Origin of the sequence: Natrononativus amylolyticus, assembly GCF_024362525.1 — an archaeon.
GTDB classification, from domain to species: Archaea; Halobacteriota; Halobacteria; order Halobacteriales; family Natrialbaceae; genus Natrononativus; species Natrononativus amylolyticus.
This window is the reverse complement of sequence record NZ_CP101458.1, coordinates 1,135,963-1,162,488: the sequence shown is the minus strand read 5'-3', so window position 1 is coordinate 1,162,488 and position 26,526 is coordinate 1,135,963. Positions and strand designations below refer to the sequence as shown.

25 protein-coding genes, 1 tRNA gene and 1 pseudogene are annotated in these 26,526 nt (G+C 67.8%); 19 read left to right on the top strand and 8 right to left on the bottom strand.

The features are described from left to right. Positions 1-17 precede the first annotated feature (17 nt). The 4 genes from NMQ11_RS20170 to NMQ11_RS06015 form a co-directional block, all read right to left on the bottom strand. Positions 18-122 carry a DUF7563 family protein gene (locus NMQ11_RS20170; RefSeq protein ID WP_425607707.1) on the bottom strand — a complete coding sequence of 35 codons (105 nt, stop codon included), beginning with the start codon at positions 120-122 and terminating at the stop codon, positions 18-20. A 78-nt stretch (positions 123-200) separates the two neighbouring features. Beyond that, positions 201-1,214 (bottom strand): sodium:calcium antiporter, encoded by a 1,014-nt coding sequence (locus NMQ11_RS06025; RefSeq protein ID WP_255170507.1) that lies wholly within the window; start codon positions 1,212-1,214, stop codon positions 201-203. A gap of 57 nt (positions 1,215-1,271) precedes the next feature. Continuing rightward, positions 1,272-1,928, bottom strand: coding sequence for a ribonuclease HII (rnhB, locus tag NMQ11_RS06020; RefSeq protein ID WP_255170506.1), 657 nt, complete (start codon positions 1,926-1,928; stop codon positions 1,272-1,274). 75 nt (positions 1,929-2,003) lie between these two features. Further along, positions 2,004-3,335 (bottom strand): tRNA pseudouridine(54/55) synthase Pus10, encoded by a 1,332-nt coding sequence (locus tag NMQ11_RS06015; protein WP_255170505.1) that lies wholly within the window; start codon positions 3,333-3,335, stop codon positions 2,004-2,006. A gap of 383 nt (positions 3,336-3,718) precedes the next feature. Between NMQ11_RS06015 and NMQ11_RS06010 the strand changes: the two genes are divergently transcribed. Next, positions 3,719-3,919: a DUF7511 domain-containing protein gene (locus NMQ11_RS06010; protein WP_255170504.1), complete on the top strand. Its 201-nt coding sequence runs from the start codon at positions 3,719-3,721 to the stop codon at positions 3,917-3,919. Between the two features lie 4 nt (positions 3,920-3,923). After that, positions 3,924-4,112: a DUF8028 family protein gene (locus NMQ11_RS06005; RefSeq protein WP_255170503.1), complete on the top strand. Its 189-nt coding sequence runs from the start codon at positions 3,924-3,926 to the stop codon at positions 4,110-4,112. A gap of 32 nt (positions 4,113-4,144) precedes the next feature. Here the strand turns inward: NMQ11_RS06005 and NMQ11_RS06000 are convergent, their stop codons facing one another. Continuing rightward, on the bottom strand, positions 4,145-4,303 hold the full coding sequence (locus NMQ11_RS06000) for an HVO_A0556 family zinc finger protein (protein WP_255170502.1): 159 nt from the start codon (positions 4,301-4,303) through the stop codon (positions 4,145-4,147). A gap of 159 nt (positions 4,304-4,462) precedes the next feature. On the opposite strand from NMQ11_RS06000, the gene NMQ11_RS05995 reads away from it, so the two are divergent. From NMQ11_RS05995 to NMQ11_RS05960, 8 genes and pseudogenes are all read left to right on the top strand, one after another. Then, complete coding sequence (locus NMQ11_RS05995; protein ID WP_255170501.1) at positions 4,463-5,029, top strand: metal-dependent hydrolase; 567 nt, start codon at positions 4,463-4,465, stop codon at positions 5,027-5,029. A gap of 492 nt (positions 5,030-5,521) precedes the next feature. Then, on the top strand, positions 5,522-6,118 hold the full coding sequence (gene trmY / locus NMQ11_RS05990; RefSeq protein ID WP_255170500.1) for a tRNA (pseudouridine(54)-N(1))-methyltransferase TrmY: 597 nt from the start codon (positions 5,522-5,524) through the stop codon (positions 6,116-6,118). An 81-nt stretch (positions 6,119-6,199) separates the two neighbouring features. Further along, complete coding sequence (locus NMQ11_RS05985) at positions 6,200-6,721, top strand: P-loop nucleotide/nucleoside kinase family protein (RefSeq protein WP_255170499.1); 522 nt, start codon at positions 6,200-6,202, stop codon at positions 6,719-6,721. A gap of 54 nt (positions 6,722-6,775) precedes the next feature. Next, a tRNA-Pro gene (locus NMQ11_RS05980) sits at positions 6,776-6,848 on the top strand. A 972-nt stretch (positions 6,849-7,820) separates the two neighbouring features. Next, complete coding sequence (locus NMQ11_RS05975; RefSeq protein ID WP_255170498.1) at positions 7,821-10,187, top strand: BGTF surface domain-containing protein; 2,367 nt, start codon at positions 7,821-7,823, stop codon at positions 10,185-10,187. Between the two features lie 229 nt (positions 10,188-10,416). Next, positions 10,417-11,355 carry a peptidoglycan DD-metalloendopeptidase family protein gene (locus NMQ11_RS05970; protein ID WP_255170497.1) on the top strand — a complete coding sequence of 313 codons (939 nt, stop codon included), beginning with the start codon at positions 10,417-10,419 and terminating at the stop codon, positions 11,353-11,355. A 78-nt stretch (positions 11,356-11,433) separates the two neighbouring features. Then, positions 11,434-12,156 carry a profilin-fold protein gene (locus tag NMQ11_RS05965; protein ID WP_255170496.1) on the top strand — a complete coding sequence of 241 codons (723 nt, stop codon included), beginning with the start codon at positions 11,434-11,436 and terminating at the stop codon, positions 12,154-12,156. Positions 12,157-12,288: 132 nt separating this feature from the next. Further along, positions 12,289-12,897, top strand: a pseudogene (locus NMQ11_RS05960) (DUF4397 domain-containing protein); the annotation flags it as partial. Positions 12,898-13,867: 970 nt separating this feature from the next. Here the strand turns inward: NMQ11_RS05960 and NMQ11_RS05955 are convergent. Next, positions 13,868-14,143, bottom strand: a complete 276-nt coding sequence (locus NMQ11_RS05955) for a PadR family transcriptional regulator (protein WP_255170495.1) — start codon at positions 14,141-14,143, stop codon at positions 13,868-13,870. 181 nt (positions 14,144-14,324) lie between these two features. Between NMQ11_RS05955 and NMQ11_RS05950 the strand changes: the two genes are divergently transcribed. Next, positions 14,325-14,888 carry an NUDIX hydrolase gene (locus tag NMQ11_RS05950; protein WP_255170494.1) on the top strand — a complete coding sequence of 188 codons (564 nt, stop codon included), beginning with the start codon at positions 14,325-14,327 and terminating at the stop codon, positions 14,886-14,888. Between the two features lie 38 nt (positions 14,889-14,926). Here the strand turns inward: NMQ11_RS05950 and NMQ11_RS05945 are convergent, their stop codons facing one another. Beyond that, positions 14,927-16,495: a hypothetical protein gene (locus NMQ11_RS05945; RefSeq protein WP_255170493.1), complete on the bottom strand. Its 1,569-nt coding sequence runs from the start codon at positions 16,493-16,495 to the stop codon at positions 14,927-14,929. A 253-nt stretch (positions 16,496-16,748) separates the two neighbouring features. Here NMQ11_RS05945 and tgtA point away from each other — a divergent pair, with 253 nt between their 5' ends. Together tgtA and NMQ11_RS05935 are read left to right on the top strand one after the other, a co-directional pair. Beyond that, positions 16,749-18,230 carry a tRNA guanosine(15) transglycosylase TgtA gene (gene tgtA / locus NMQ11_RS05940; protein ID WP_255170492.1) on the top strand — a complete coding sequence of 494 codons (1,482 nt, stop codon included), beginning with the start codon at positions 16,749-16,751 and terminating at the stop codon, positions 18,228-18,230. 83 nt (positions 18,231-18,313) lie between these two features. After that, complete coding sequence (locus tag NMQ11_RS05935) at positions 18,314-18,673, top strand: TRAM domain-containing protein (RefSeq protein WP_255170491.1); 360 nt, start codon at positions 18,314-18,316, stop codon at positions 18,671-18,673. Between the two features lie 13 nt (positions 18,674-18,686). Here NMQ11_RS05935 and NMQ11_RS05930 read toward each other — a convergent pair whose 3' ends face one another. Continuing rightward, positions 18,687-20,036 (bottom strand): cytochrome P450, encoded by a 1,350-nt coding sequence (locus NMQ11_RS05930; protein WP_255170490.1) that lies wholly within the window; start codon positions 20,034-20,036, stop codon positions 18,687-18,689. Between the two features lie 82 nt (positions 20,037-20,118). On the opposite strand from NMQ11_RS05930, the gene NMQ11_RS05925 reads away from it, so the two are divergent. The 6 genes from NMQ11_RS05925 to NMQ11_RS05900 all read left to right on the top strand — a co-directional run bounded on the left by NMQ11_RS05925 (position 20,119) and on the right by NMQ11_RS05900 (position 26,245). After that, positions 20,119-20,769: a helix-turn-helix domain-containing protein gene (locus NMQ11_RS05925; protein ID WP_255170489.1), complete on the top strand. Its 651-nt coding sequence runs from the start codon at positions 20,119-20,121 to the stop codon at positions 20,767-20,769. A gap of 99 nt (positions 20,770-20,868) precedes the next feature. After that, on the top strand, positions 20,869-21,309 hold the full coding sequence (locus NMQ11_RS05920) for a hypothetical protein (RefSeq protein ID WP_255170488.1): 441 nt from the start codon (positions 20,869-20,871) through the stop codon (positions 21,307-21,309). Between the two features lie 51 nt (positions 21,310-21,360). After that, on the top strand, positions 21,361-23,118 hold the full coding sequence (gene arcS, locus NMQ11_RS05915) for an archaeosine synthase subunit alpha (protein WP_255170487.1): 1,758 nt from the start codon (positions 21,361-21,363) through the stop codon (positions 23,116-23,118). A gap of 114 nt (positions 23,119-23,232) precedes the next feature. Then, a complete protein-coding gene (locus NMQ11_RS05910; RefSeq protein WP_255170486.1) occupies positions 23,233-23,829 on the top strand; it encodes an HdeD family acid-resistance protein in 597 nt (198 codons plus the stop codon). 81 nt (positions 23,830-23,910) lie between these two features. Further along, positions 23,911-24,630, top strand: a complete 720-nt coding sequence (locus tag NMQ11_RS05905) for a sugar phosphate isomerase/epimerase family protein (protein WP_255170485.1) — start codon at positions 23,911-23,913, stop codon at positions 24,628-24,630. Between the two features lie 769 nt (positions 24,631-25,399). Continuing rightward, the gene (locus NMQ11_RS05900; protein ID WP_255170484.1) at positions 25,400-26,245 is read left to right on the top strand and encodes a GNAT family N-acetyltransferase; all 846 of its coding nucleotides are present in this window, start codon (positions 25,400-25,402) and stop codon (positions 26,243-26,245) included. Positions 26,246-26,526: the final 281 nt, after the last annotated feature.

The following is a 26,526-nucleotide window of genomic DNA, read 5'->3' as shown; positions in this document are numbered from 1 at the left end:
CGGTACCGCAGAGCGTATCACTCCCGACAGCGCGGACACGATTCGACGGCTCCGTCCTCGACACCGCGGGCTCGAGCGAAGTCCAGCGAGACGGGGCGCTCGCAGTTGCCACAGGTCGGCATCGGTTCTCTCGAGTAGAGGCGACTGACGCGATTCAACGGCGCCCCTGCACCTGCAACCCGCCGGCTCCGCGACGGGGCTCACGCCGGTATCACGTTCACCGCACCCACGCTTTCAGCGAGCAGCCAGGCGACGAACAGCCCGTACATCGCGAGCAGTAGCCAGGCCTCCCGCTCGGTGAGCTCCATTCCGGTCCGCGAGATGGCGAAGAAGACGACGGTGGCGAGGATCAGAAACGCCATCATCGGGACGACGCTGGCGAAGGAGACCGTCAGCGCGCCGGCGACGAGCACGCCCGCGGGGACCGCCACCAGCAGGTCGAAGACGTTGCTCCCGAGGACGTTCGCGAGGCTCACCGTCGGCCGGCCCGCGCGGGCTGCGGAGACGCTGACGAACGCGTCGGGAACGCTCGAGCCTGCCGCCACCACGATCATCCCCCAGAGGAACGCGGGCGTGCCGAAGGCGTCACCGAGACCGATCGCCGCGCGCACGAGCGCCTCGACGCCGACGACGATGACGACGAGGCCGGCCCCGAACCACGCCCACGCGCGCAGGGTGTTCACCTCGACGTCGGGTGCGTCGTACTCGCTCGTCTCGAGGTACTGCGTGAAGACGTAGAGGCCGTACAGCGCGAGCGGAAACAGCGCCAGCGTGCGCGTGACGGTGCCGTCGAACCCCTCGCCGGTGGGGTAGTAGATCACGGCCAGCGAGAAGGTGAGCAGGAGCGCGGCGACCGCGAGCATGTAGAACAGCGCCTCCTTGTACACCAGGTCGCGGGTCGTCGGCGCTCCCTCTCCGGCGTCGCCGCTTGCGAGCACCGCGACGCCGGGGATCACGAGCAGGTTGAACACCGCCGAGCCGACGATCGCGCCGATCCCGAGTTCGAACTCGCCGTGGACCAGCGTCGCGAGCAGCACGCTCACCAGTTCGGGCATGCTCGAGCCGACCGCGGCGATCACGGCCCCCTGGACGATCGTCGGGACGCCGTAGCCGGCCGCGATCCGGTTGGCGGCCGACTCGAGCCAGCCGCTGCCCTTCCAGACGACGGCCGTTCCGGCGACGGCGAGCGCGAGCAGGGAGAGGATCTCGAGCATGCTGTCTGGTTTCCCATTCTCGCGGGACGACGTCAAACTGGTCGCTGCGAGCGACGCTCAGAACCCCTCGAGGCTCGTCTGCTCGGCCGCCGCCAGGACGTCCGCGCAGGTCGACCACGACCGGCGGGCGAACGGCGGGAGCTCGCCGCGCTCCGTGACGTAGGTCTCGAGGAACTCCCTGGTCGCGGGATCGCTCGGGTAGCCGCTGCCGATCTCGCCGTACTCGGCGGCCAGCGCGTCGACGTGGGCGTCCCGTTCGACCTTCGCGACGACGCTCGCCGCACCGACGAGTGAGGAGTCGTCGTCGGCGCCGTGTTCCGCTTCGATCGTGGCCTCGAGAATGCAGGCGTCGGCGACCCGACGGGCGAACCGCCCGGCGTCGGTGTCGCAGGCGTCACAGAGCCCCTCGAGGGAGTCGGTCTCGAGGTCGCCCGCCGCCGCGTCGATCGCGCTCGCGTGGGCGGCGACCGCGAGCCCGTTCATGTCGGTGTCGGGGTCGTCGATTCGGGCGGGGGTGATCTCCGCGACGCCGATCCGGATCCGCTCGTCCCCGCGCATGGCCGCCGCGAGCTCCTCGCGGCGGGCGGCCGTGAGCCGCTTCGAGTCGGCGACGCCCTCGGGGAGCACCCGGAGGTCGTCGACGCAGACCGCCGCGGCGAACATCGAGCCGAAGACGGGCCCCTTCCCCGCCTCGTCGACACCGACTGTGGGCATGCGACCGACTGGTTTCGCGAGCGCTATAGCTGTTGTCTCTCGCGGGACCCTGGTGGAAGCGAGTGCGGTGTCGCCTCAGGCGCGGAAGAACTCCTCGCGCTCGAACGGTTCGTCCTCGCCCTCGACGCCGGTGACGTCCAGCGCCGTCACCGCGGCGCCGGTCTCGAGTAAGCCGGCGAGGCTCGGCTCGGTGCGGCCGTCGTCGCCGCTGATCAGCTCCTTGACGTACAGCCCCCCTTCGCCGTGGAGGCGGACCTCCGCGCGGGTGGGCTCGAGCAGGTCGCCGTCGATCTCGTACACCGTTCGCGTGCGCGTGAGTGCCGCCCGGCGGTGGTCGACCCGCTGGGGGGTGTACTGTTCGAGAGTCGCGCCGTCGAGTTCCGCGATGGCGGCCTCGAACGCCGACGCCTCGACCGGCTCCTCGAACGCCACGTCCGCACGGTAGCGCTTGCTCGCGTCGTGTTCCTTGACGCGCTCGACCATCTCGTAGGTCGCCAGCCGGAGCCCCTCGACCTCGACCGCCCCGTCGGCGGCCTCGTTGATCTCCGCTTCGAGTGCCTCGACGTCCGGGCTCCGGCTGCGGGGTCGTTTCACCTCGAGGACGAACGGGCGTCCCGCCTCGAGCATCCGAGCGTCGACGTCCTCGCGGCCGGCGCCGTGGAAGGTTCCCTCCTCGCCGTCCATGGCGTCGACGACGTGGGGACGGACGACCTGTTCGACGCTCGTCTCGTACATGTAGCCCGAGCCGCCGCAGTGCTCGCAGGGCTCTTCCCCCCCGTCGCCGAGCTGAATCCCGCTGCCGCCACACTCCCGGCAGGGCCACTCTGTCTGGGGGATATCGCGCTCGAGTTTGCGGTATCGTCCGTAGACGAACGCCGGGTTCACCTGGACGTCGACGGCGTGGCTCGTCACGCTCCCGTCGATCTCGAGGGGGTCGAACGCCTCGAGGTCGATCACCGCGAGCACGTCGGGCCGGTCGAAGGAGACCTCCGCACCGGTGCGGGCGCCGACGCGGCGGCCGACTTCGCGGTTTACCTCGCGCTTGAACGACTCGCCGACGTCGGGCTCGAAGCCGGCGTCCTCGCGGAGCAGACGGTCGTTCTCTTCGACCAGCGGCGGAACGCGGGTGCCGACCTGGTAGGTGTCGAAGTCGATCCCCTCGAGCGCGTCGACGATGGTCGCCGCGAGCGCGTCGACGCTGCCGGCGTAGCCGTCACAGACCCAGCAGTCGGTCGGCTCGTCGGCGTCGTAGGGGTCGTCGTCGGCGAGTGCGATCGTCGTCCGCAGCGCCCGCCCCCGTTCGGCGTTCGTGAGCCCGAAACTCCGCTCGGCGAACGGCCGGCCGAGACAGGAGTCACAGACGGGCCCCGTCGCCAGCAGCGCCCGAGCGTCTTCCGTGATCGTCATGGCGGTCTCTCGGTGTGCCGTCGGTAACACGTTTTCCCTTCCGTCGCTCCCCCGGTGGGGTTACCACACCGTCAGAAACGGTTAGCCGTGACCGTCTCCGCTCGCTCGAGTTCGATCGCCGCGAGTTGGCCGGAATCGGCGCCAGTTATTCGGCCCCTTCCGCCCGCCGAGACGCCGGTAGGCACCGGTTTCCGCACGTGCGGAGGGGTCGTGGCTCGCGTAGCCGCCGCATACAGGTTGTGCTCTGTTGAGTTCTTTTTCAGCTGCATGAACGGTGTGAATCCGTCCGGGAACGTACCCTACCGGTTCGTTTTGGCTGATTAGTCTGCCGATAACAATAGTCTGGTATCCTGTACAGAGTGACGACGACAACCCGTCCACCCATGAGCTACTCCGTCGACTCCACGACCGATCGCACCGACACCGAACAGCCGACGTTCGAACTCGATCACATCACCGTCGAGAACGACGACGCGCCCAACGAGTGTGCGGTCTTCCCGCGCGAGGCGACCGAGGAGGAACTGATGACCCACTGGATCACCGCCCACGAGGGGTCGTTCGTCGACCTCGGGGCCATGCGCTAACGACATGAGTCTCGGAAGCACCGTCACGACGATCGGGTTCTGGCTCGGCGCGCTCCTGCCGTTCGTCTACCTGCCGGTGTTCGTCACCGGCGTCGACACGCTCACGCGGCTGTCGCTGTTTCTCGGACTGCTCGCGGTCAACGTCGTCGCGCTCGTCGTCGGCCACGACTACCCCGAAACGCGACCGCACTGACCGCGCGGTGGACGGTCCGTCGCTTCGACTCGCTACCAGAGCTGAATCTGCGGGGTTTCACACCGATCGCAGACGACCGCCCGATTGCCCTTGTACCGCCTCTGTACGAGCGTTCCGTCGGCACAGAAGCCACACGGACGCCCCTCGAGGAGGGTCAGCATCCGCTGTCCCGCCGCTCGTGATTTCGCCATGCCTACCCCTCTCCACCGAGGTCGGGGAAACGGTTGGCCCTGCCTATGCCGCCCGGCTTTTCTGTGAGAGTCAGCCCGGCTGATCCCTTGCGCTCGCCGGGAACGGCGCGCTCGACGAAGCCGAAGCGCCTATTGAGCCGCCCGCACAATCCGCAGTGGATGTGGCCCTGGGGACACCTCGCCGTCGCCTACCTGCTCTACACGCTGTACACCCACCGCCGGTTCGGCCGGCCCCCGCTTGCGATCCCCGCGATCGCGCTGGCGGTCGGCTCGCAGTTTCCGGATCTGGTCGACAAACCGCTCGCCTGGTCGCTGAACGTCCTGCCGGGCGGGCGCACGCTCGGCCACTCGCTGTTCTTCGCGGCGCTGTTGATCCCCGCCGCGTACGCCGTCGCGATTCGCCTCGAGCGGCGCGACGTCGCCACCGCGTTCGTCATCGGACACCTCTCGCACCTGCTCGCCGACGTGCCGCCGGCGGCGCTTCGCGGCGAGCTCTCGGGCGCCGGCTTCCTCCTCTGGCCGCTCGCGGGCCAGCCGACAGACGAGCCGAGCGGCGGTATCGTCGAGACGATCCTCACCACCTACTCGATGGGGCCCTCCGAGTGGGTCCAGCTCGGCCTGTTCGTCGTCGCGGCCGTCGTCTGGTACTGCGACGGGAGACCCGGCCTCGAGGCGGCCCTGGACCTGCCGCGGCGGGCGACGGCGGCGGTCGACCGGGTCCGATAGGGCGCAGCCCGTCGATCTCAGCCGGCGCTTGTGGCCGTTCTACCGCTTCTATCTCCCCGTCGATGTGGCCGTCGGGGGCCCCTTCGAGGCGATCTGGGGGCGATCGCCGTCAGTCCGCGTCTCGCGGCGATTATCCCCCGCCTAACGGCGGGGGTGGCGATACAACAGTCACGAAGTTGCCGTGACAGTGTGCAACAATCCGGGTACGGTGTTGATAGTAATAGTGGTGGCCAGCCAAGCGATAGATGCGCATCCGTTGCCCCACGGGTGTGCGTTGCCTGTCCCAACTGCACGTGACTCCCCACCCGTCTTTCGTTCGTCTGTCACGGCGGTCGCCTCGACGGGGGTTCGCGACGGGGGGTTTCGGCCCCGACCGTCGCACCCTGCTCGCCCCCGCGCGGGCGACCGTATCTTTCCACTCTGACCCCACCCGATGAGCGCCAGGTCGGCGCGAACCGTGGCCCCTATCAGGCGGCCGCGCCTCGCTCCGGTATGCGCCAGTTCGTTCTCCTCGCCCACGACGTTCCGGTCGACGCCGACTTCTCGCTCGACGACCTCGCCGGCGGCGCCGGCCGGCTCGACGCGCTCTGTCGGTCGATCACCGCGGCGTTCGTCCGCTCACACGACATCCGCGAGGACGTCCGGGTCCACCTCGTGGTCCGGGACTCGTTTGCGATCACGTTCGACGGGCGCGAACTCCGGCGGCTCAACCCCGACGAGCGCTCGACGGCCGCCCTCGTCAGGAACGCCCTCGAGGCCCGCGAGGAGGCGATCGGGTCGCTGCCGGCCGAGCCCAGCCCCGGCGTCGAGGTGTACCGGCGGGGGTTCGAGGCGACCCTCGAGGCGGTCTCGGGAGCCGTCGTCCTGCTCCACGAGGACGGCGACGCGGTCGTCGACACCGATCTCGCGTCGCTCTCGGAGCCGGTGTTCGTCCTCTCGGACCACCGCGACTTCACGGCCGAGGAGGCGGCGCTGCTCGAGTCGGCCGCCGAATTGCGGGTCCGCCTCGGCCCCGATCCGCTCCACGCCGACCACGCGGTGACGATCGCTCACCACTACCTCGACACCGACGGCTACGAGCGGTTCTGAGCGCCGGCGAGGGCTGGCGGTGGGTCGACGGCGAAGCGGAACGAACTAAACCCTCCTCTTCGTTCGTCCGGTGTACCCGACATGTCCGAACGGAAGCGGCTCATCGTCGTCTGCGGATTGCCCGGAACCGGGAAAACGACGGTCGCCGCGGAACTCACAGACCGTCTCGCCGGGGAACTGGTTCGTACCGACGTCGTGCGCAAGGACCTCTTCGCCAGCCCGGCGTACACCGCGGCGGAGACGCGGGCGACGTACGACGAAACGCTCTCGCGTGCGCGGGACTCCCTCGCCGGCGGCGAGCCGGTCGTCCTCGACGGGACCTTCCGCCGGCCGGCCCTTCGCGAGCGCACGCGCGGCCTGGCCGAGGACGCCGGCGCCCGGTACGACCTCGTCTGGGTGACCTGCCGCGAGGACGTCGTCCGCGAGCGGATCGCCGCGCGCAACGGCGACGCCAGCGACGCGGACTTCGAGGTGTACAAGCTGCTCCAGTCGGAGTTCGAGACCCCCGCGGAGGCCCACCACCACGTCGACAACTCGGGCACGCTCGCGGAGACGCGCCGGCAGGTGGCGACGCTGCTCGAGGCGCCGACCCCCTCGCGATAGGTCGACGGGGGGATTCGCAACGGTTAAACGACCAGCGACCCACGTCTCGAGTGCGGGCCGGTGGGGTAGCTTGGCATCCTTCGGCCTTCGGGTGGCCGTAACCGCAGTTCGAATCTGCGCCGGCCCACTTTTCCCGCATCACAACAACGAGGAGCGAAGCGACGAGTCTGTGATGCGGGAAAATGGATCCAAGCAGATTCGAAGCAGGGAGCAGCTTCGCTGCGACCGTGGTTCGAATCTGCGCCGGCCCACTTTTCCCGCATCACAACAACGAGGAGCGAAGCGACGAGTCTGTGATGCGGGAAAATGGATCCAAGCAGATTCGAAGCAGGGAGCAGCTTCGCTGCGACCGTGGTTCGAATCTGCGCCGGCCCCTCGAGCGGTCTACACTGCCGAGCAACGCGTATCCGACGCGAGGAAACCCGGGTGCGAAAGTCGATGACGACGCGCAGATTCGAGCCAACAAACCGAGCGGATTGAGGTTTGCGCTGTTCGAATCTGGCCGCCCATTCCCCTCGAGCAACCCACCCAACTTCCCTTCTTCGAGCCCACCCCCTCGAGCCACACCCCTCCACACGTTGACGCTCCCCGAGCCGCCCGCGAGCGCCCGTCGAACCGGTCGCAACCCACCGGTTCGCGGGTCGCTCGAGTCCGCCATCCATCCTCGCCTCGAGCCGCCGCCTCGCTTATAAATCACCACGCCGCAGAGGGTGGCCTCGAGGCCCCGCTCGAGCCCAATCCGCGCCCGACCGCGTTCTATGACAGGTCCTCGAGGATTTCGGCGGGTGGCGAGACTGGACGGTTTCGTCGGAGGGGATAGGCCGCCTCGAGGGGCGATTAGGTGGATTGCATAGAATGTATGGAATTAGAGAAGAACAGCGTACGTGGTAGGAGGGTCGCGCGCGGTTACTGACCCCGCCGACGGGTAGCGGTCTCGCTTCACATAGACACCTATTATAACAGAGATATAAGACAGAAAGCTTATTACAGATATGACGAAAGGCAGAAACACCCCTACCCGACCAGGAAATTCGATTCGGCAATACCCGGATGTGGATATGCGCCGAAGCGGTTTCCAAAAGACAGACACAACATAACAATGACAGGCAACTACAAAGACAAGTCACGTGCAGTCCTCATGGCTGCGCTGATGGTCTTCTCCGTGTTTGCGATGGCTGTCGCCCCTGGCGCAGTCGTTGCAGACCACGCCGAGGATACTTCGGTCGACCTCTCAGAGTCCGACCGTGTATACGTCGGCCAAGACGCAACACTCACGATTGACGATGCAGATGGCGAACAGATGATCGACCTCTACGAAGGCGACGAGGACGATCTGGGCGACTGGGTCCGTGAATTCGAAGTCTCCCAGGGAGATGAGATTGAGTTCTCCGTTGGTGACTCCGGTTCCTACGTGCTTACCGGTGTTAGCGTCGACGACGACACTGGAGCTGTCGAGGCAACCGGCGACTCCAGCGACAGGCACCAGTTCACCGTCCGCAGCCACGAGCTGACGGCTGACTTCGAGGACGACATGATCGCGAACGTTGACGGCTCGAGCACGACGCTCGAGATCGACTCCTCGCGCTCCTCGTTCGCCACTGAAGTTAGTGAAGAGAACCTGAGCGCCAGCCAGCTCACAGACATCTTCACGGATGCTGATGACGAGCACGCTGAGGACGGCTACGTCGTCCTCGAGGACCGCGGTGACTTCAACGCTGACTTCAGCGACATCCCCGCAGGCGACTACGAGTTCGTCTTCGAGTCCGCTGACACGAGCGCATCTGACACGGCAGAGATCACCGTGACTGACGAAGACGTCTCCCTGAACTTCGTCGAGTCGACCAACGTCGAAGAACGCAGCAACATTGCGGGCATCGACCTTGAACTCGACAACACCGACGAAGCATACGTTGTTGTCGGTGACGAAGACGACGTCAACTACGAGGTTGTTCTCCACATCACGAACGCTGAGGAGAACACCACCCTTGACATCAACACCGCAGAGGCCCACAACGTAGATGAGGGCGACACTGGCAGCCACGCTGCTTTCGACTCTGACGACGCTGATGTCGAGATCGAGGAGGTCTTAGCTGGTGGTCTCAGCAGCGCTCTCGCCGCTGGTGACTACGAGCTCGCAATCGGTCAGGGCTGGGACACTGACGCTGACGATGGCGCTGGTGAACTCCTGCAGGAGCACGACACCGCGTTCCTGACCCTTGAAGACCGCACCGAGCTCAGCGAGGACGCAGTCACGGTCTGGACTGCCCCCGCTGACTCCGTGAGCGACGTTGACGACTACGAGGACGCCACGGTCACCGAGACGGACTCGATCACCGCTGGTGACGACCTGCTCGTGACCGTCGACATCGAGAGCTTCCACGCGTACTTCGGTGACGCGAGCGACCTCTCCGAGCTCGACGAGCACTTCGCGCTTGAGCTCCACGAGCTCGACCACTCGCCAAACGCTGACCCACTCACCTGGAGCACCGACGGCTCGGGTGACCACAGCCTTGACGTGACGATCATCGAGGCCAACCAGGATGAGGGCCACCTCGTCCTTACGGTTGACTACGAGGACGCTGACGAACTCGAGATCGGTGACGACTACGAAGTCGAATTCACCATCCTCGAGGACGACTACTACCTCGACGATGACGAGAGCGCATCCAGCGAATTCTCGACTGAAGAGCGCGAACTGGCGTGGGACGAGGACGTTGCGGAAGTCCCCGCTAACGAGAACTCCACCGTCTCCGGTACGACGAACGTTGCACCCGGTACGGATGTCGACACGCGCGTCCGCGCCCCCGGTGTGTTCGTCTCCTCGGCAACCACTGTTGTCGACGGTGACGGAACGTTCGACACCACGTTCGACTTCTCGGCATACGAGAGCGGCACCGAGTTCGTTCTGACCGCGACGGAAGCCGAAGGCACTGAGGACGAGGTTAACGGCGTGCTCACCGAGAGCACCGACGAGGAACCCGAGCAGGACCTCGACGTTGTCGGTGAGGCACCCTCGAGCGTTGACGTCGGCGACGACGCCACCCTCGACGTGACCATCACGAACAACGGCGCGGAGAACGCGACGTTCGACTTCGCTGTCACGATCGACGGCGAGGAAGTCGAGGGTCACGAGAAGGAACTCGCGGGTGAGGACTCGTGGGAAGGCTCCTTCGACATCCCAACCGATGAGGAAGGCGAAGTCAGCTGGGAAGTCACCGCAGGTGACGCCTCTGACTCCGGCTCCGTTGCAGTCGAAGGCGAGGACGACGGCACCGATGACGGCACCGACGACGGCACCGACGATGGTGTCGACGACGGCGACGACGGCATCGACGACGGCGACGCCGACGACGGCGACGACGACGACGAGCCGTCTGACGACGACGGCCAGCCCGGATTCGGCATCGCTGTCGCGATCGTCGCACTCCTCGGCGCTGCCATGCTGGCACTCCGCCGCCAGAACTAAGCAGCTGAACTAACCGGATCACTCCGGTCTCATGCGGTGCGGTTTTTTATGGACGCTACCCGCCGAGCGACAGCACTCGGTCGCGGCCGTCGCGCCCTCGAGTCACCTACTCGATCTGAGACGACCACAGCGGCGTCCGGACGACCGCTCGTAGTATTTGCACCCGTGGTTTCCGAAACTAATTATCATAGGAATTTATTACTCATGATTTTCAATGTGTCGTCGTACCATGTCGACACATGACGATGGACACGGTTGCCAGACACCCGAACACACCGGTAGCTGCGGCCAGCCGGACGATATGGAGGCGGTCCAGCGCCGGATCGACCGCCGGAAGCTCGAGCTGACCGCCGAGGAGTTCGCCGCGAAGGCTCGAGAGCACCGCGAACGGCTCGAGGACGACGGGGTGAGCCGCCGGTCGGTCCTCGGCGGGGCGGCGGGGCTCGCCGCGGCGGGCTTCCTCGCGCCGGTCGCCTTCTCGGAGACCGCCGACGCACACGGCACCCACGAGCCGATCTACACGACCGGTAACCTCAACGTCCGCAGCCAGCCGACCACCGGCGCGGGCGTCGTCAAGACCGCCCAGGAGGGCACCGGGATGATCATCGAGAGCGGCCCGTACAGTAACGACGGCCACACCTGGTGGGAGGTCCGGGTCAACGGCTGTGGCAACGACACGAGCCGCGTCGAGGGCTACGTCGCCGAGGACTGGACCGCCCACCCCAACTTCTCCTACGGCACCTGGGGCTCCGTCTCCTCGATCTGGGGCGACGACCGCTCCCACGGCTACCACCGCGGCATCGACATCGCCAACGACCGCGGCACGCCGATCTTCGCCGCCCGCCAGGGCACCGTCACCTACGCCGGCTGGGCCAGCGGCTACGGGAACGTGGTCTACATCGACCACGGCAACGGCTACGAGAGCCGCTACGCCCACCTCTCGGAGTTCCGCACCTCACAGGGGGCGTGGGTCAGCGCCGGCGAGCGCATCGGCGACATGGGCTGTACCGGCACCTGTACCGGCGACCACCTCCACTTCGAGATCCGACGCGACGGATCGGACCTGAACTGGCCCCAGGTCCGCCACGCCAACCAGTGGCTGAACACCGCGATCCCGCGGAACTTCCCCGGCATCAGCGGCGCGGTCTACCCCGGCTACCCCTACTGAGGGACGACCGCCCCACACTCGGGTTCCCCCGCGCTCGAGCCACAACCGTTACGCCCGTTCGGTCCCTCCCACACGAGGATGACCGAGAGACTCGAGGCCGCGATCGAGAGCGGCGACGACGCTGCAGCCGAGCGCGACGCCCTCGTCGCGGAGGTTCGAGACCACGCCGGCGAAATCGCCCGCGAGTTGGCCCTCCTCAAGGGCGGCGACTACGGCCAGGAGACGTTCGACACCGACGCCGGGACGTGGACGCTGAAGTACGAGGCGGGCGCGATCCAGTACCTCCGATACGAGCCGAAGTCGGGTTCCGAGACGTACGTCGTCTCGACCAAACAGCCCCCCGAACCCGAATCGCTGGCGGCGGCGATGGCCGACTACGACGCGTTCGTCGCCGCGTTCAACGAGTACGTCACCTCCTTCGCGGGCGTCCTCGACGGCGTCGACTGCGAGTTCCCGGACGTCGCCTCGAGCGCGGAACTCGTCGCCGAGCGCGACCGGCTCTGCGGGCGGATCCGCGACGTCGCCGACGCGATCGCCAGCGAGTGCTACCGCTTCGAGGGCGAGTACGGCACGTACGCGACCACCGTCTCGGGGACGCGCTGGGAGCTGAAGTGGGACGGCGAGGCGGCCTCCTACCTGCGCGTCGGCGGCGAGGGCGGGGTCTACCTGGTCTCGCAGTACGAACCCCCGTCGCCGGCGGACCTCCGGCGCTACGCCGGGGAGGTCGGCGGCTTCGTCCGCGCGTTCAACGAGCACGTCGACGACCTCGAGGCAGACCTCTCACACGTCTCATTCGAGTAGCCCCGCCCTGTAGGCGCCACTTACTGACACGTACACCGACCCTACCGCCGGCGGGACCGTGGAAACGACGGGACAATCAGGCGTACTGACTGGCTCGTTTTTACGACTCTGTTACCCCGTTGTAGGTGCATCATGACGATCACACGACGCACGACGCTGCAGACGTTAGGGGCTATCGGGGCGGGAACGGCGATGGCCGGAACGGTGTTCGCCGCGGGCGAACACGAGGACGACGAGCGCGAGACCGACGAGCCGGCCGACGCCGACGGCGAGGAACCGGCCGCGACCGCCGCGGTTCGCGTCGCCCACTTCTCGCCCGACGCGCCGAACGTGGACGTCTACGTCGACGGGGACCAGGTGCTCTCGGACCTCGCCTACGACGAGGTCTCTCCGTATCTCGAGATCGCGCCGGGAACGTACGCGGTGGAAGTGACGGCCGCGGGCGACCCCGACACGGTCGCCTTCGAGGGCGACGTCACGTTCGGCCAGGCCTTCTACACGATCGCCGCGGTCGGCGAACTCGAGGCCGACACGTTCCGCCCGCTGGTGCTCGTCGACGCGGGCGCCTCGCTCCTGCGCGTGGTCCACGGCTCGCCCGACGCCCCGGCGGTCGACGTCTACGCCGCCGGCGGGGAGTCGCCGCTGGTCAGCGCCCTCGAGTTCGGCGACTCGAGCAACTACCTCCCGCTGCCGGCTGGCTCGTACTCCCTCGAGGTCAGGCCCGCGGGCGAGGAGCCGGCCGACGACGCGGCGCCGGACGACGAGACCGACGTCGACGACACCGAGGAGAACGGTTACGAAGATACCGACGAGAACGGCTACGACGACACCGACGAGAACGGTTACGACGACAACGGTGTCGCCGACGACGAGGACAACGGCTACGACGACACCGAGGAGGCGGCCGACGACGAGGAAGCCGCACCGGAGGAGGCCGACCCCGACGACGCGACAGAGGAGGCGACCGACGCCGTCGCGACCGTCGAGGCGGATCTCGAGGAGGGAACGGCCTACTCCGCCTACGCGATCGGCTACCTCGAGGCCGGCGAGGGCGACGACCGCGAGTTAACGGTCACGGTCACCGTCGACGGACCGATGGCCGACGACGAGGCCGACCCCGAAGAGGAACCGGTCGACGACGACCCCGAAGAGGAACCGGTCGACGACGACCCCGAAGAGGAACCGGTCGACGACGACCCCGAAGAGGAGCCGACCGACGAACCCGAGGACGACCCCTGCCCGGGCGATGACGACGCCGACGAGAACGGCTACGACGACAACGATACGGACGAGAACGGCTACGACGACAACGATACGGACGAGAACGGCTACGACGACAACGACATGGACGACAACGTCACCGACGACAACGACACCGGCTGCTAACGCCGTCGGCGTCGTTCGACGGTTCGAACGGTTCTTCCGAATTTTGCGACCGCGAGCGGCAGGTGTGTCCGATCGGCGGTACGACGCGACCTCCGGACTCGCCGAGTGGTCGCTGACGTCCCGTCCGCTCGCAGACGGGTGTCCGCCGTGAGGGCGTGTTCGACGGCACTGGTACCGCCGCCGGCAGTCCGCCGCTTTCGAACGGACCGGTCGCTCCTCGGTCGCTGGGTTCGATCTCGAGGGGAGAAACGAGCCGCGTCGGGCCGGCGTGAATGGTGTGTCTCCGCACCCGACGTCCTCGAGATCGGCCGTCCGAGCGGGGCCGCTACACGTCGACGTACCGGTTGACCCACTCCTGGCGTTGCTCGAGTACCCGTCGTCCCTTCGGCGTCAGGGCGTAGTAGTTCGTTCGGCGGTCGAGCTGCCCCTTCTCAACGAGTTCTTGCTCGACGAGCGTATCGAGATTGGGGTACAGCCGACCGTGTGTCACGGGCTGGTCGATGTAGCGGTTGATGTCGTCGAGAATTTCCTGGCCTGACGGCCGCTCCATTCCCGCGATGACGTACAGCAGGTCGCGTTGGAAGCCGGTTAGTTGATCCATAGATCACCCTCTGAGTTCCGACCTTCACCGATCTGTGGCTTTGTTATAGAGCGGGTACGCCGCCGACCCGTCTGGAACGCTCAGCGTAGGATTCTGTAAGGGGTCGCCCTCGAGCGCCGCTCCGGCGTTCGCCGGCGGCCGTGACACGACGCTTTTGGCGAACTCCCCCGTATCGGCCCGTATGCCCACTGATCCACTCGCCTGGGAGACCCTCGACAGCCGGGTAGCCTACTCCTGTCCGGGGTTCGTTGTGGTTAACGAGACCGTTCAGCTTCCCGATGGAACCGAGACGGACTTCGACTACCTGAGCGAGCCAGCGAGCGTGGCCGTCCTCCCGTTTACGCCCGCCGACGACGTCGTCTGCATCGAGGAGTGGCGCCAGGCCGTCGACCGCGTCAATCGCGGACTGCCGGTCGGCACGACCGAACCCGACGACGCGACCCTCGAGGCGGCCGCCCGACGCGAACTCGCCGAGGAGACCGGCCACGAGGCCGACGCCCTCGAGCCGCTGGTGACCGTCGAACCGGCGAACGGGATCGCCGACTCGCTCTTGCACCTCTTCGTCGCCAGGGGCTGTCGACCGACGGCCGAACAGGACCTCGACCACGACGAGAGCATCCGCGTGCGAACGGCCCCGTTCGACGACCTCCTCGAGGCCGTCGGCGCGGGCGAGATCCGCGACGGACGGACGGTGCTCGCCGTCACCTACTACCGACTGTTCGTCGACGGTGACGCCGAAAAATAGGACCGCGCGACCGAGCTACCGGCCGTCGTCTCCGACGGTTACGCCAGCATCAGCAGCGCAGTGTCGTCGTTCTCCTCGTCCGTGTCGTCGGTCTCATCGTCCGTGTCGTCGGTCTCTTCATCCATGTCGTCGGTCTCATCGTCCTCGACGGCTTCCGCGAGGCCGCTGTGATCGCCGAGCGTGACCGTCTCGGCGTTCGCGTTCTCGATCGTGATGCTCTCAGCGGAGGCGTGTGAGACGGTTTCGGTCGTTCCGACGTCGTTCTCGTCGTCATCCGCGACACCGTTGTCGTCGTCAACGCCGTTCTCGTCGTCGTCCATCGCGTCGTCATCGTCGGCGACGCCGTTGTCCTCGTCGTCAGCGACATCGTTCTCGTCGTCCATGGCCTCGTCGTCTTCCTCGTCGGCAGCGTCGTGCTCCTCGAGCGATTCGACCGTCATCGATTCGATCGTGAGTTCGGTGACGTCGAACTGCTCGATGGTGAGTTCGTCGATCTCCTGGGTTTCACCGTCGTCGACGCCGTTCTCGTCGTCCACGGCGTCGTCGTCATCGGCGACACCGTTGTCTTCGTCGTCAGCGACATCGTTCTCATCGTCCATGGCGTCGTCATCGTCGGCGACGCCGTTGTCCTCGTCGTCAGCAACGCCGTTGTCTTCGTCGTCAGCGGCGTCGTCTTCGTCGTCAGCAGCGGTGTCGTTTTCTTCGCCGTTATCGTCGAGCAGTCCCTCGAAGAAGCCACCGATGCCGGCGAGGATACCGTCATCCTCCTCGATGGTGAGCTCTTCGATGGTCAGCTGCTCGACGTGCATCGACTCGATGGTCAGCTCCTGGACCGTGAGTTCGTCAGCGTCCTCGTCGATCAGGTCCTGACCGTTCGCCTCGTCGTCCATGGCGTCATCGTCGTCGACGCCGTTGTCGTCGTCAGCGACGTCGTTCTCGTCGTCCATGGCGTCGTCGTCATCGGCGACGCCGTTATCCTCGTCGTCAGCGACGCCGTTGTCTTCGTCGTCAACGCCGTTCTCGTCGTCGTCCATCGCGTCGTCATCGTCAGCAACGCCGTTGTCTTCGTCGTCGGCGACGTCGTTCTCGTCATCCATGACGTCGTTCTCGTCCTCATCGAGCTGGAGGTCGTCCATGGAGACGCCCTCGAGTTCGAGCGACTCGATCTCGATGTCCGAGATGGTCACCTGTTCGGTGTCGTCGACGCCGTTGTCGTCGTCAGCGACGTCGTTCTCGTCGTCGTCAGCGACGTCGTTTTCGTCGTCAGCGACGTCGTTCTCGTCCTCGTCGGCGACGTCGTTCTCGTCGTCAGTGACGTCGTCTTCCTCGTCATCGACGCCGTTCTCGTCTGTCTCGTCCTCCTCGAGGTCCTCGAGCTCCTCGCCGTTGTGGATCTCGAGTTCGTCGACGGTGAGTTCCTCGATCGTGGCGTTCTCGACCGTGACGTTATCGAGGTCGAGTGTGCCTACCTGGACGTTCTCTAGCGTTACGCTCATGTCTCCGGTATCGTCCGCGCCTGCTGTCGCACCGGCGAGTGCGGGGCCGCCCGAGAGGGCAACCAGCAGGGCAACGAAAACGACACCGAGTTTGTGTGGTCGTGAAACCATGCCTCTGGGGGTACGCCGATTCGCAGGCTAAAACGAGGAGACTGTTACACCATTATCTCGCGGGAAATCACGGCTACAATAGCTGCAACGATCGCTAATGGTCGTTTCATCGTCTCGCGGCGACGATTGTCACCAATCCCTGACTCCCCGCTCGACTGACGGGGGGCGGGGCGGCTCGCTTGCACCCGCCGGGAGATTTTTGCTTTCGATCCGGAACGGAACGTTTACCGGCGTCCTCGCCAACTCACGGTCGATGCGCGAGTGCTTCGAAGTTCGGGCGACGGACGCCGCCGGCCGGCTCGGCGAGCTGTCGGTGCCGCGAGCCGGCGTCACCGTCGAGACCCCCGCTCTGCTGCCCGTGATCAACCCCAACCTGGACACGATCGCCCCCCGTCGACTCGCCGAGGAGTTCGGCGCCGAGATTCTCATCACCAACTCCTACATCATCCACAATACCGACTCCGTCCGCGAGCGCGCCCTCGAGGAGGGGCTCCACGAGCTGCTCGACTTCCCCGGTGCGATCATGACCGACTCCGGCTCGTTCCAGCTCTCGGAGTACGGCGAGATCACGGTCACGAACGAGGAGATCCTCCGCTTCCAGCACGAGATCGGCTCGGACATCGGCACTCCGGTCGACATCCCGACCCCGCCGGACGTCCCCCGCGAGCGCGCGGCGGCGGAACTCGAGACCACCCGGGAGCGCCTCGAGGCCGCCCAGGACGTCGACGTCGGCGACATGCTCGTCAACGCGCCCGTCCAGGGATCGACGCACCCCGACCTGCGCGAGGCGGCCGGCGCCCACGCTGCGGGGACCTCCCTCGACGTCTTCCCGGTCGGGGCGGTCGTCCCGCTGATGAACGAGTACCGCTACGACGACATGGTCGACGTGATCGCCGCCGCGAAGCGCGGGCTCTCCGCCGACGCGCCCGTCCACCTCTTCGGCGCCGGCCACCCGATGATGTTTGCCCTGGCCGTCGCCGCTGGCTGTGACCTGTTCGACTCCGCCGCCTACGCGCTGTACGCCCGCGACGACCGCTACCTCACCGTCCGCGGCACCCGCCACCTCGAGGACCTCGACTATCTCCCCTGTCCGTGTCCCGTCTGCACCAGCCACTCCCCGGACGACCTTCGGGCCCTCGGTGCCAGAGAGCGCGAAGAAGCCCTCGCGGCCCACAACCTCCACGTCACGTTCGCGGAGATCCGTCGGATCAAGGGGGCGATCCGGTCCGGCAACCTCCTCGAACTCGTCGAGAGCCGCGCCCGCGCCCACCCGACGATGCTCGACGGCTACCGCGCGCTGCTCGAGCACGCGGACCTCCTCGAGCGCGCCGACCCCGTCTCGAAGGGCGCGTTCTTCTACGGCTCTCACGAGAGCGCCCGCCGCCCCGAGGTCCGCCGCCACCACCGCCGCCTCGAGCGGCTTTCGGTCCCCGACTCGGTGTTTCTCACCGAGGGTGACCCCTCGAGTACGGACGCCTACGACGACTCCTGGCGGATCGTCCCGCCGTTCGGCCCGTTTCCGCGGGCGCTCTCGAAGACCTACCCGCTCACCGCCGAGGTGCCGAAACGGACGGATCGGGCGGCCCTCGAGGCGGCCGCCGAGGGCGTCGCCCGGCTCGTCGAGTCGAACCCCGAAACCGCGTTCACGGTGGGCCACCGCGGCTGGCCCGCGTCGGCCCTCGAGGCGCTTCCGGCGTCGGTCGACCTGCTCGACCTGACGACCGACCGCGAGTGATCGCGCACGGACCGCGCCCCGTCGCGCGCCGGTGAAACCGCGAACCGGAAGGACGAAGGCGGCTCGAGGGCCTCGGTACTGCTATGATCGGGACGGGCTCGCTCGCGATCGGCCTCGCTATGGTCGTCGTCTTCGGCTGGTGGCTGCTCGGACGGCTTCGCGGCGGTCGAACCGCGGACGAGCGCGAGTCCTGGGAGCGCCACCGGGCGGCCCGCGAGCGCGACCCGCCCGTCGACGTCGGCGACGTCGTCACCCTCGGCGTGACGGATTTCTCGAGTCACCACTCCGGCGAGGTCCACGCCGTCGGCAAGGTCGAGGGGTTCGTGATCTTCGTCGAGGACCTCCCCGAGGACCTCGCGGTCGGCGACGTGATCCGCGCGAAGGTGCTCTCGTTCAACCGGGGGCACACGTCGGCGTCGGCGACCTACCTCGAGCGCGAGTGAGCCGGCCGCGTTCTCAGTCCGATCGCTCGCGGACGACGAGTTCGATCGGATCCGACGGCGAGAGCGTCGTCGACAGCCCCAGATCGGGATCCGGCGACTGGCCGGGTGCAAGTTCGAACCGGTAGCGGCGGGCGATCGTCGCGACGGCCAGCCGAAGCTGGAGCGTCGCCAGCCGGCGGCCGATGCAGGTGCGGGGGCCGGCGCCGAACGGAACGTACGCACACTCGCGCGCCGGCACGTCACCCTCCGCCCACCGCTCCGGGCGGAACGTCTCCGGCTCGTCCCACCACCGCTCGTCGCGGTGGATCGTGTACGTCGGGAGCATGAGTTCGGTTCCGGCCGGTACCTCGTAGCCCCGCAGCGTCACGTCCTCCGTCGGCTCCCGCCAGAGCTCGAACACCGGCGGGTAGAGCCGCAGCGTCTCGTCGACGACCGACGCGACGTAGGAGTCGGGTCCCGGCGCGGCGAGCGACGGTTCGTCCTCGAGTTCGTCCACCTCGCGGGCCAGTTCGTCGGCCGCCGCGGGCGTCGTCGCCAGCGAGAACCACGCGAACTCGAGGCCGGTCGCCGCCGGCCCGTGGCCGGCAAAGAGGAGGGTGAACAGCTGATCTTTCACCTCCCGATCGGAGAGACGCCCCTCTTCGGCCGCCGTGACGAGGGTCTCGAGCACGTCGAGCCCCGCCGATCTGGACTCGTCCGTCGGCCGCGGGTCGTTCCCCTCCGCCCGCTGGTCGGCCATCGCGCGGTCGACCGCCCGCTCGAACCGGTCCGCGGCCGCGTCGAACCGCCGGTTCGTCCGCGTCGGCACCCAGTCGGGGACGAACAGCGCGGGCATCTCGAACCGGTCGGCCATCGCGGCGACCAGCCCGTCGGTCGCCGCCGACAGCGCGTCGTAGCCGTCGTCGAAGAGGGCCGCTCCGAGCAGCGAGCCGGTGAGCGCCCGCGCCTCTCGCCCCGCGTCGATCCGCTGGCCGTCCGCCCAGCCGTCGACGTGGCGCTCGGTCTCCGCGACGACCCCCTCGGCGAGGTTCGAGACGGTCCGTGCGTCGAACGCCGGCTCGAGCGCCGACCGGATGCGCCGCCACCGGTCGCCCTCGGCGGCGATCACCGCCGTGTCCGCGATCCCGGCGAGGCTCTCGCTCAGGACGTCGGCCTTCCGGTACCGCTCGCTGTCGGTCAGGAGTATCCGCCGGACCGCGTCGGGATGCGTCACGAGGTACGGCTCCCGCCGGAGCATTCGCATCCGGACGACGTCGCCCTGCGCTGCGGCGCGCTCGGTGAACCCCCACGGGTCGCGGACCATGCCGACCGCGTTGCCGACGACTGGCAACCCGTCGACGGCCGGAACGTCGGATTCGCTCATACTCCCGTTCGTGCGCGTTCGGCGAAACCAGCTGTCGCGAACGAGCTAGGATGTTTATAAGTAGAGCGCGTACGGCGACCCGATGAAGTCCGTTCGCCTCGTCGTCACCTACGACGCGGAGGCGCTCCACCCCACCCACGAACTGGTCTGTGAGTCCCCGCGGGTCGACCGCGAGTACCTGCTCGAGGGCCGGGCCGACGACGGCGTCGAGACGGTCCTGAGCTACGTCGAGGGCGACGCCGAGCCCTACGAGCGGGTCCTCGAGTCGATGGACGGCCTACTCGAGTACGACCTCCGGGCGGCCGGCGACGGCTTCTTCGTCTACGCGCGCTCGGAGCTCGACGACCGCGGCCGCTCGCTCGCGAGCGCGTTCGACCGGGAGACGCTCGTCGTGGTGCCGCCGATCGAGTTCCGGCCCGACCGGACGATGGCGCTGACGCTGATCGGCCACCCGGCGGACCTGCAGGCGACCGTCGACGGCGTCCCGTCGGGTCTCGAGGCGTCCGTGTGGTGGATCGGCGACCACGCCCAGGCGGCGGGCGGGCGACTGACCGACCGCCAGCGCGAGGCCCTCGCGGTCGCTCACGAACTCGGGTACTACGACGTTCCGCGCTCGGTCGGCCTCGAGGCCGTCGCCGCCGAGCTCGACTGTGCGAAGGCGACCGCCTCGACCCTGCTCCGGCGGGGAGAGGCGCGGCTGGTCGCCGACGCGGTCGTCGGACGGGGGCGGTGAGCCCGGCTACGCACGACCACTCGCCGCTCGGTCCCGTGTCTCACGCGGTGATACCGGACACTATACCTTTGCAGAAGGAGTCCGTAAACCGACACGAGTATGCCGTCCAGCACCCGTCGAGTCGACGCCCGGGAGTACGCCACGCTCGCGGGCGGGCTCCTGGTTGCACTCACCGTCGCGCTCCGGCGGCTCGTCTTCGCTTCCTACGGCGTCTCGCCGGCGCCGATCGTCGAGCTCTGGGTGCTCGCCGGCGCGTTCTTCCTGGCGGCGGTGCCCGCCTACGCGCTGGTACGGTACCACCTCGTCACCCCGCTCGCCGTGACGATCGGGCTGTACGTGGTCACCGTCTTCGCGACGTACGCGTACGTCCTCGAGGCCGGACGGGTGTCGGCGCCGGCCGGTGCAGCGCCGTTGCTCGTGGATCTCTACCTCTGGATCTGGTTCGTTCCGCTGGCGCTCGCGCTCGCGGGCGGCGGCCTCGAGTACCTCCTCCGGCGGCTGTTCGGCCGTCACTCGTTCGTCGCCGGCTCCGACTCGTAGCCCCTGGGCGCTATCGACAGCCTCTTTCGCGCGCCGCCACCCAGTTCGAGTATGACCGACTACTTCGAAGTTCACGCGCGCGACGGGGCCGCGCGCCTGGGCGAACTCCGCCTCGAGTCGCCGATCACGACCCCGGCGCTCGTCGACGACGTCCTCGCGGACGCGGGCTCGCTGTGGGCCGCCGAGCGCGAGGTTCCCGACGGCGACGACGCCCGCCTGACGGTGCTCCCCCACCGGGGATTCCCGGGGGGAACCGCCCCCGAGGTCCAGGAGTCCTTCGCCGTTTCACACCCCGACGTCGACTACCCGAGCGTCGCCGTCGTCTCGAGTGAAACCGCAGAACCTCACGGGACGGACGCCTACGCGCTCTCGGACGGCCAGTCCGTGACGGGCCACGGTGCGGCGCTGGTCGACGCCGTCGTGCGCGTCCGCGAGGCGACCCCCGCCGACACCGCGCTGTTCTTCTCGGGCGTCGCCACCCCCAGAAACGTCGCGCTGCTGGCGTACGCCGGCGTCGACGCCTTCGACGAGGCTCGCGCGGTGATCAAGGGAACCCAGGGGAAGTACCTCACGAGCGAGGGCGAACACTTCCTCGAGGATCTGGAGGAGTTGCCCTGTGCCTGTCCGGCCTGCCAAAAACCGCGCGAGGCGTTCACCCGCGAGGACTGCGCCGACCACAACGCGAACGCCCTGCGCGCGGAACTCGGGATCGTCCGCCAGCGCATCCGCGACGGCCGCCTGCGGGACTACCTCGAGGGCCAGGCCCGCCAGGAACAGTGGCTCACCGCCGCGCTGCGGGAGTTCGACAGCCAGTGGAGCTACCTCGAGGAGCGGACGCCGATACTCCGGGATTCGGCGCTCGACGCGGCCACCGAGGACACCCTGCGCCGGGTCGAGATCCAGCGCTTCGCCGACCGGGTGACTTCCCGATACCGAAATCGCTTCAAGAACCCGCTCGTGCTCGTTCCCTGTTCGGCGAAGAAGCCCTACAGCGAGTCACAGAGCCACGGTCAGTTCCACGACGCGATCCGGTGGCGCGCCCACCTCGTCTCGATGACCTCGCCCATCGGGGTCGTCCCCCAGGAACTCGAGACCACCTACCCCGCCCAGCACTACGATACGGTGGTCACCGGCCGCTGGTCGGAAGACGAGAAGACGTTCGTCACGCGGGTGTTAGAGCGCTACCTCGAGCGAAACGAGTACCCGAAGATCGTCGCCCACGTCCCCGACGAGGGTTACCGCGACATCGTCTCCCGCGTCGAGACTGAACTGGAGCTCGACGTGACCTACACCGTTCCCGAGGGCGGTCACCCGACCGACGACGAGAGCCTCGAGAACCTCTCGAACGCGCTCTCCGGCGAGCTGAAGTACTCCAAGCGGGAGCGAGAACACAACACGGTGCGGGCGATCGCGGACTACCTGCTCGGCGACGGCGCCGGCGACGACCTCTTCGAGGACATCAAAACGACCAGCCGCTACCCGAAGATCCAGGTTCGCGACGGCGAGGAGACCCAGCTGGCGACGATGGTACCCCAGTACGGCACGCTGTCGTTCACGCTCGAGGGCGCGAAACGGTGGGTCGAGAGCGACGCGCCCACGAAGCGCGTCGAGATCGACGGCTTCGTCCCCCACGGCAGCGTACTCGCGCCGGGGGTCGTCGACGCCGACGAGGAGATCCGGGTTGGCGACGAGGTCGTCGTCGAGGGGCCGAAGGCGTTCGGCGTCGGCCGCGCGGAGATGTTCGGCCGCGAGATGGTCGAGAGCACCCGCGGCATCGCCTGCGAGATCCGCCACGTCGAGGAGCGCTGAGCGGCCGCTCCAGCGGACAGTTCCACGCTCGGACCGGTCTACGCCACTGAATTACATTTGGATAGTGTGTGTATTTTATACCCTCCCGAGGCGCACTATTCTACGGGAACCACCATGACCACAGTTACAACCACACCGGAAGCGACGGACGAGTACCCGAAGACCGGCTGGCGGACCCTCGCGCTCGCGGGCGGCGTCGTCGGTCTCGTCGGGATTCTCGCGATCGCCTTCCCGTTCGCGACGGGCGTCTCGATGAGCTACCTCCTCGGCGCCCTGCTGGTCGTAAGCGGGATCGTCCACGGCGTCCACGCCTTCAGCGCCGGGAGCTGGCGCGGCTCGCTCTGGCAGGTCGTCCTCGGCGTCATCGGCGTGCTCGCGGGGATCGTCCTCCTCGTGAACCCGATCGTCGGGCTCGTCACGCTGACGCTGCTGCTCATCGCGTACCTGCTCGTCGATGGGTTCGCCGAGCTCTGGATGAGCGTGCGGATGGCGGGACAGCGCGGTCGCGGCTGGATCGCCGCCAGCGGCGCGATCTCGCTGATCCTGGCCGGCTTCCTCTGGATCGGCTTCCCCGCAGACGCGGTCTGGGCGATCGGTCTCCTCGTGGGCATCAGCCTGCTCACGACCGGCCTCTCGATGGTGGCCGTCGCCTTCGCCGGCCGGAACGCCGGGGAGGTCGCCCCGCCGGCGTCCGAACCGCGCGGCGCCTGAGCTCTCCTTTTCGTCGGCGCTCGACGCGCCACATTCGGTACTCGAACGCGGTTTCTTCACCCGTCGTCGCGAGGGTCGCCCATGAACGCCGCCGTCCAGCTGTACTCGCTTCGCGACCTCGATCGACCGCTTCCCGACCTGCTCGACCTCGTGGCCGAAACCCCGCTCGGGGGCGTCGAGTTGGCGGGACTCGGCGACGCCTCGCACGAACCGCTCGCGGCGGCCCTCGAGCGGACCGGCCTCGAGGCCGTCGCCGCCCACGTCCCGCTCGCGACCCTCGAGACCGACCCCGCGTCGGTGACGGGGGCGTACCGTCGTCTGGGCTGTGGGACGCTGGTCGTTCCCTGGCTCGATCCGGAGGCGTTCGCGACCGAGGCGGCGGTCGATCGCGTCGCCGCTCGGCTCTCGACCGTCACTCGTGGGCTCGACGACATCGACCTGGCCTACCACAACCACGATCAGGAGTTCGTCGCTCTCACCGACGAGGACGCCTACGACCGCCTTGTGGGGGCGCTCGAGGGGGTCTCGCTCGAACTCGACGTCGGCTGGGCGACGGCGGCCGGACGCGACCCCGTCGCCGTCCTCGAGCGCTACGCCTCCTCGATCGACCTCGTCCACCTGAAGGACGTCGACGGCGACCGGCCGTGCGCCCTCGGTCGCGGGGACGTCCCCCTCGAGGCGTGCGTCGACGCCGCCCGGGCCGCGGGCGTCGAATGGGTGATCTACGAACACGACGACCCCGCCGATCCCCTCGCGGCGCTCCGCCGGGACGCCGATACCCTTGTTTCGCTCCTCGAGTGACTCACCCGAGCGGGCGCCGGACGTCGCGGAGCGCACCGGAAGACCGGATATTCGCGCGACCGAGAATTTCGTATCCCTGTATGTGGTTTACGAGGCCGGTCTGGATCGAAACGCGGGTCGCCGCTCGGAAGCGGGGCGGACTCGAGTCACGTTCTGTGGTTCGCGATCGGCGCGACTAATCGACCCTCGCTGCGCTCGCTCGGCGGTGCCGGTCGGCTCCGTGCAAACGGATACTCCCGCCGTCGGTGTACAGCGGAACTCTCCTCGCGTTGGGGCTCTCGCCGCGTACTTCTCCGCGCGCGATGAGAGGAGGGGGTCGGCGGGGACCGGGGCGAACGCGAACGGAGACTGGGTCGGCGACGGCTTCACGGCCGGGTCGTTCGGGAGTCGATCGTCCGCTGAACCTTGTGGTCCACCTGCGGGCCCACGGTCGCGCCCCCGTGCGCCCGGCGTGATGCGCGCTCTCCGGACCCGCGTCCGGGAGCGCTGGTTCCCGGTCGCGTCAGCGCCGGTGGGAAACTCGTCCGGCTTCGACCCCCGCTCTCGAGGCCGTACCGTCGCGTCGGGCCGTCGGCGTCCCCTCGAGCCGTTTCTCCACCGAATAAACTGCATACTGTGATACAAAATACGGCGGCAGTTCGCGTCGACGGCGTCGTCTCGAGGGCGCGAGACCGGGATCCAAACGCAACCAGCGGAGCTTCCTCTCGAGGAGACGGTCGTCCCGCGTTACGAATACCATAATAATGCTGCCTCTCGTGGGCGTACCCGTATGAGCGTTCACCCGACGTTTTCGTTCGAGGACGACACCCAGCGAGCGGTCTACGAGTACGTCGAGCGCCACGGCGCCGTCTCGACGGACGACCTCTCGCGGGGGGTCCGGGTCGACGCGGGACCCTGTCAGTCGAAGCCGGCCCGCTCCGGCACCTACACCGAGCGGGTGCCGCTCTCCTCGGAGGAACTCCACCGGTCGGTGGCGGGGCTGAAGGACGCCGGCTACCTCGACGAAGTGGACGGGAAGCTCCGGGTCGCGCTTTCGGCGGCGCCGACGACGCTCGAGACCGACGCGGGGGCCGTGACGATCCGGCCGGCGCGGGAGGAAGACCGCGAGGGGTTGGTCGAGACGATGCAGGCGGTCGCGAGCGAGGGGACGTACATCGTCGCCGAGAACGTCGTCGACGAACTCGAGCGCGAGCCCGCCATCGTCCGGCTCAACGAGGAGCGCTCGCGGGTCTTCTTCGTGGCCGTCGAGTCAGACGACGCCGGGGACGACGAGGTTGACCGGGTCGAGGGTGAAACCGACGCGGAGGGGGCGGTCGTCGGCTGGCTGCAGGTCGACGCGCCCGAACTCCCGTCGCTGCGCCACGCGGCCGAACTCACCGTCGGCGTCCGCCCCGCCCGGCGCCGGTCGGGGATCGGCTCGGCGCTCCTCGAGTACGGCCTCGAGTGGGCCGCGGGCGCCGACTACCGCAAGGTCTACCAGCACGTCCCGGGGACGAACGCCGAGGCGATCGAGTTCCTCGAGGCCAACGACTGGACGCGAGAGGGCGTCCACGAGGGGCAGTACCTCATCGACGACGAGTACGTCGACGAGGTCATGCTGGCGACCTGGCTCTGAGGCTCTGTTGAAATTCTCAGCACATGATAAGAGTTGACTGCTGAACACAGAGCATGAGTGCAGCACGTCGGTTGGCTTTGTTTCACCCTGTCCTTTCTGAACTACCCGAAAGAGAACCTTCGAAGAGAGCGGAATTATTGTCAAATTATATTTGTTATTGGGGGAGCGTGATGCATACAAGGGGCGAACACATCATCCCCCCGTAAGGAAAGGAAGTACGAAAGATCGGTCACTACAGGACAGTACTCTCCCTCCACGAGCCGGCGATTCCACGACGGCGG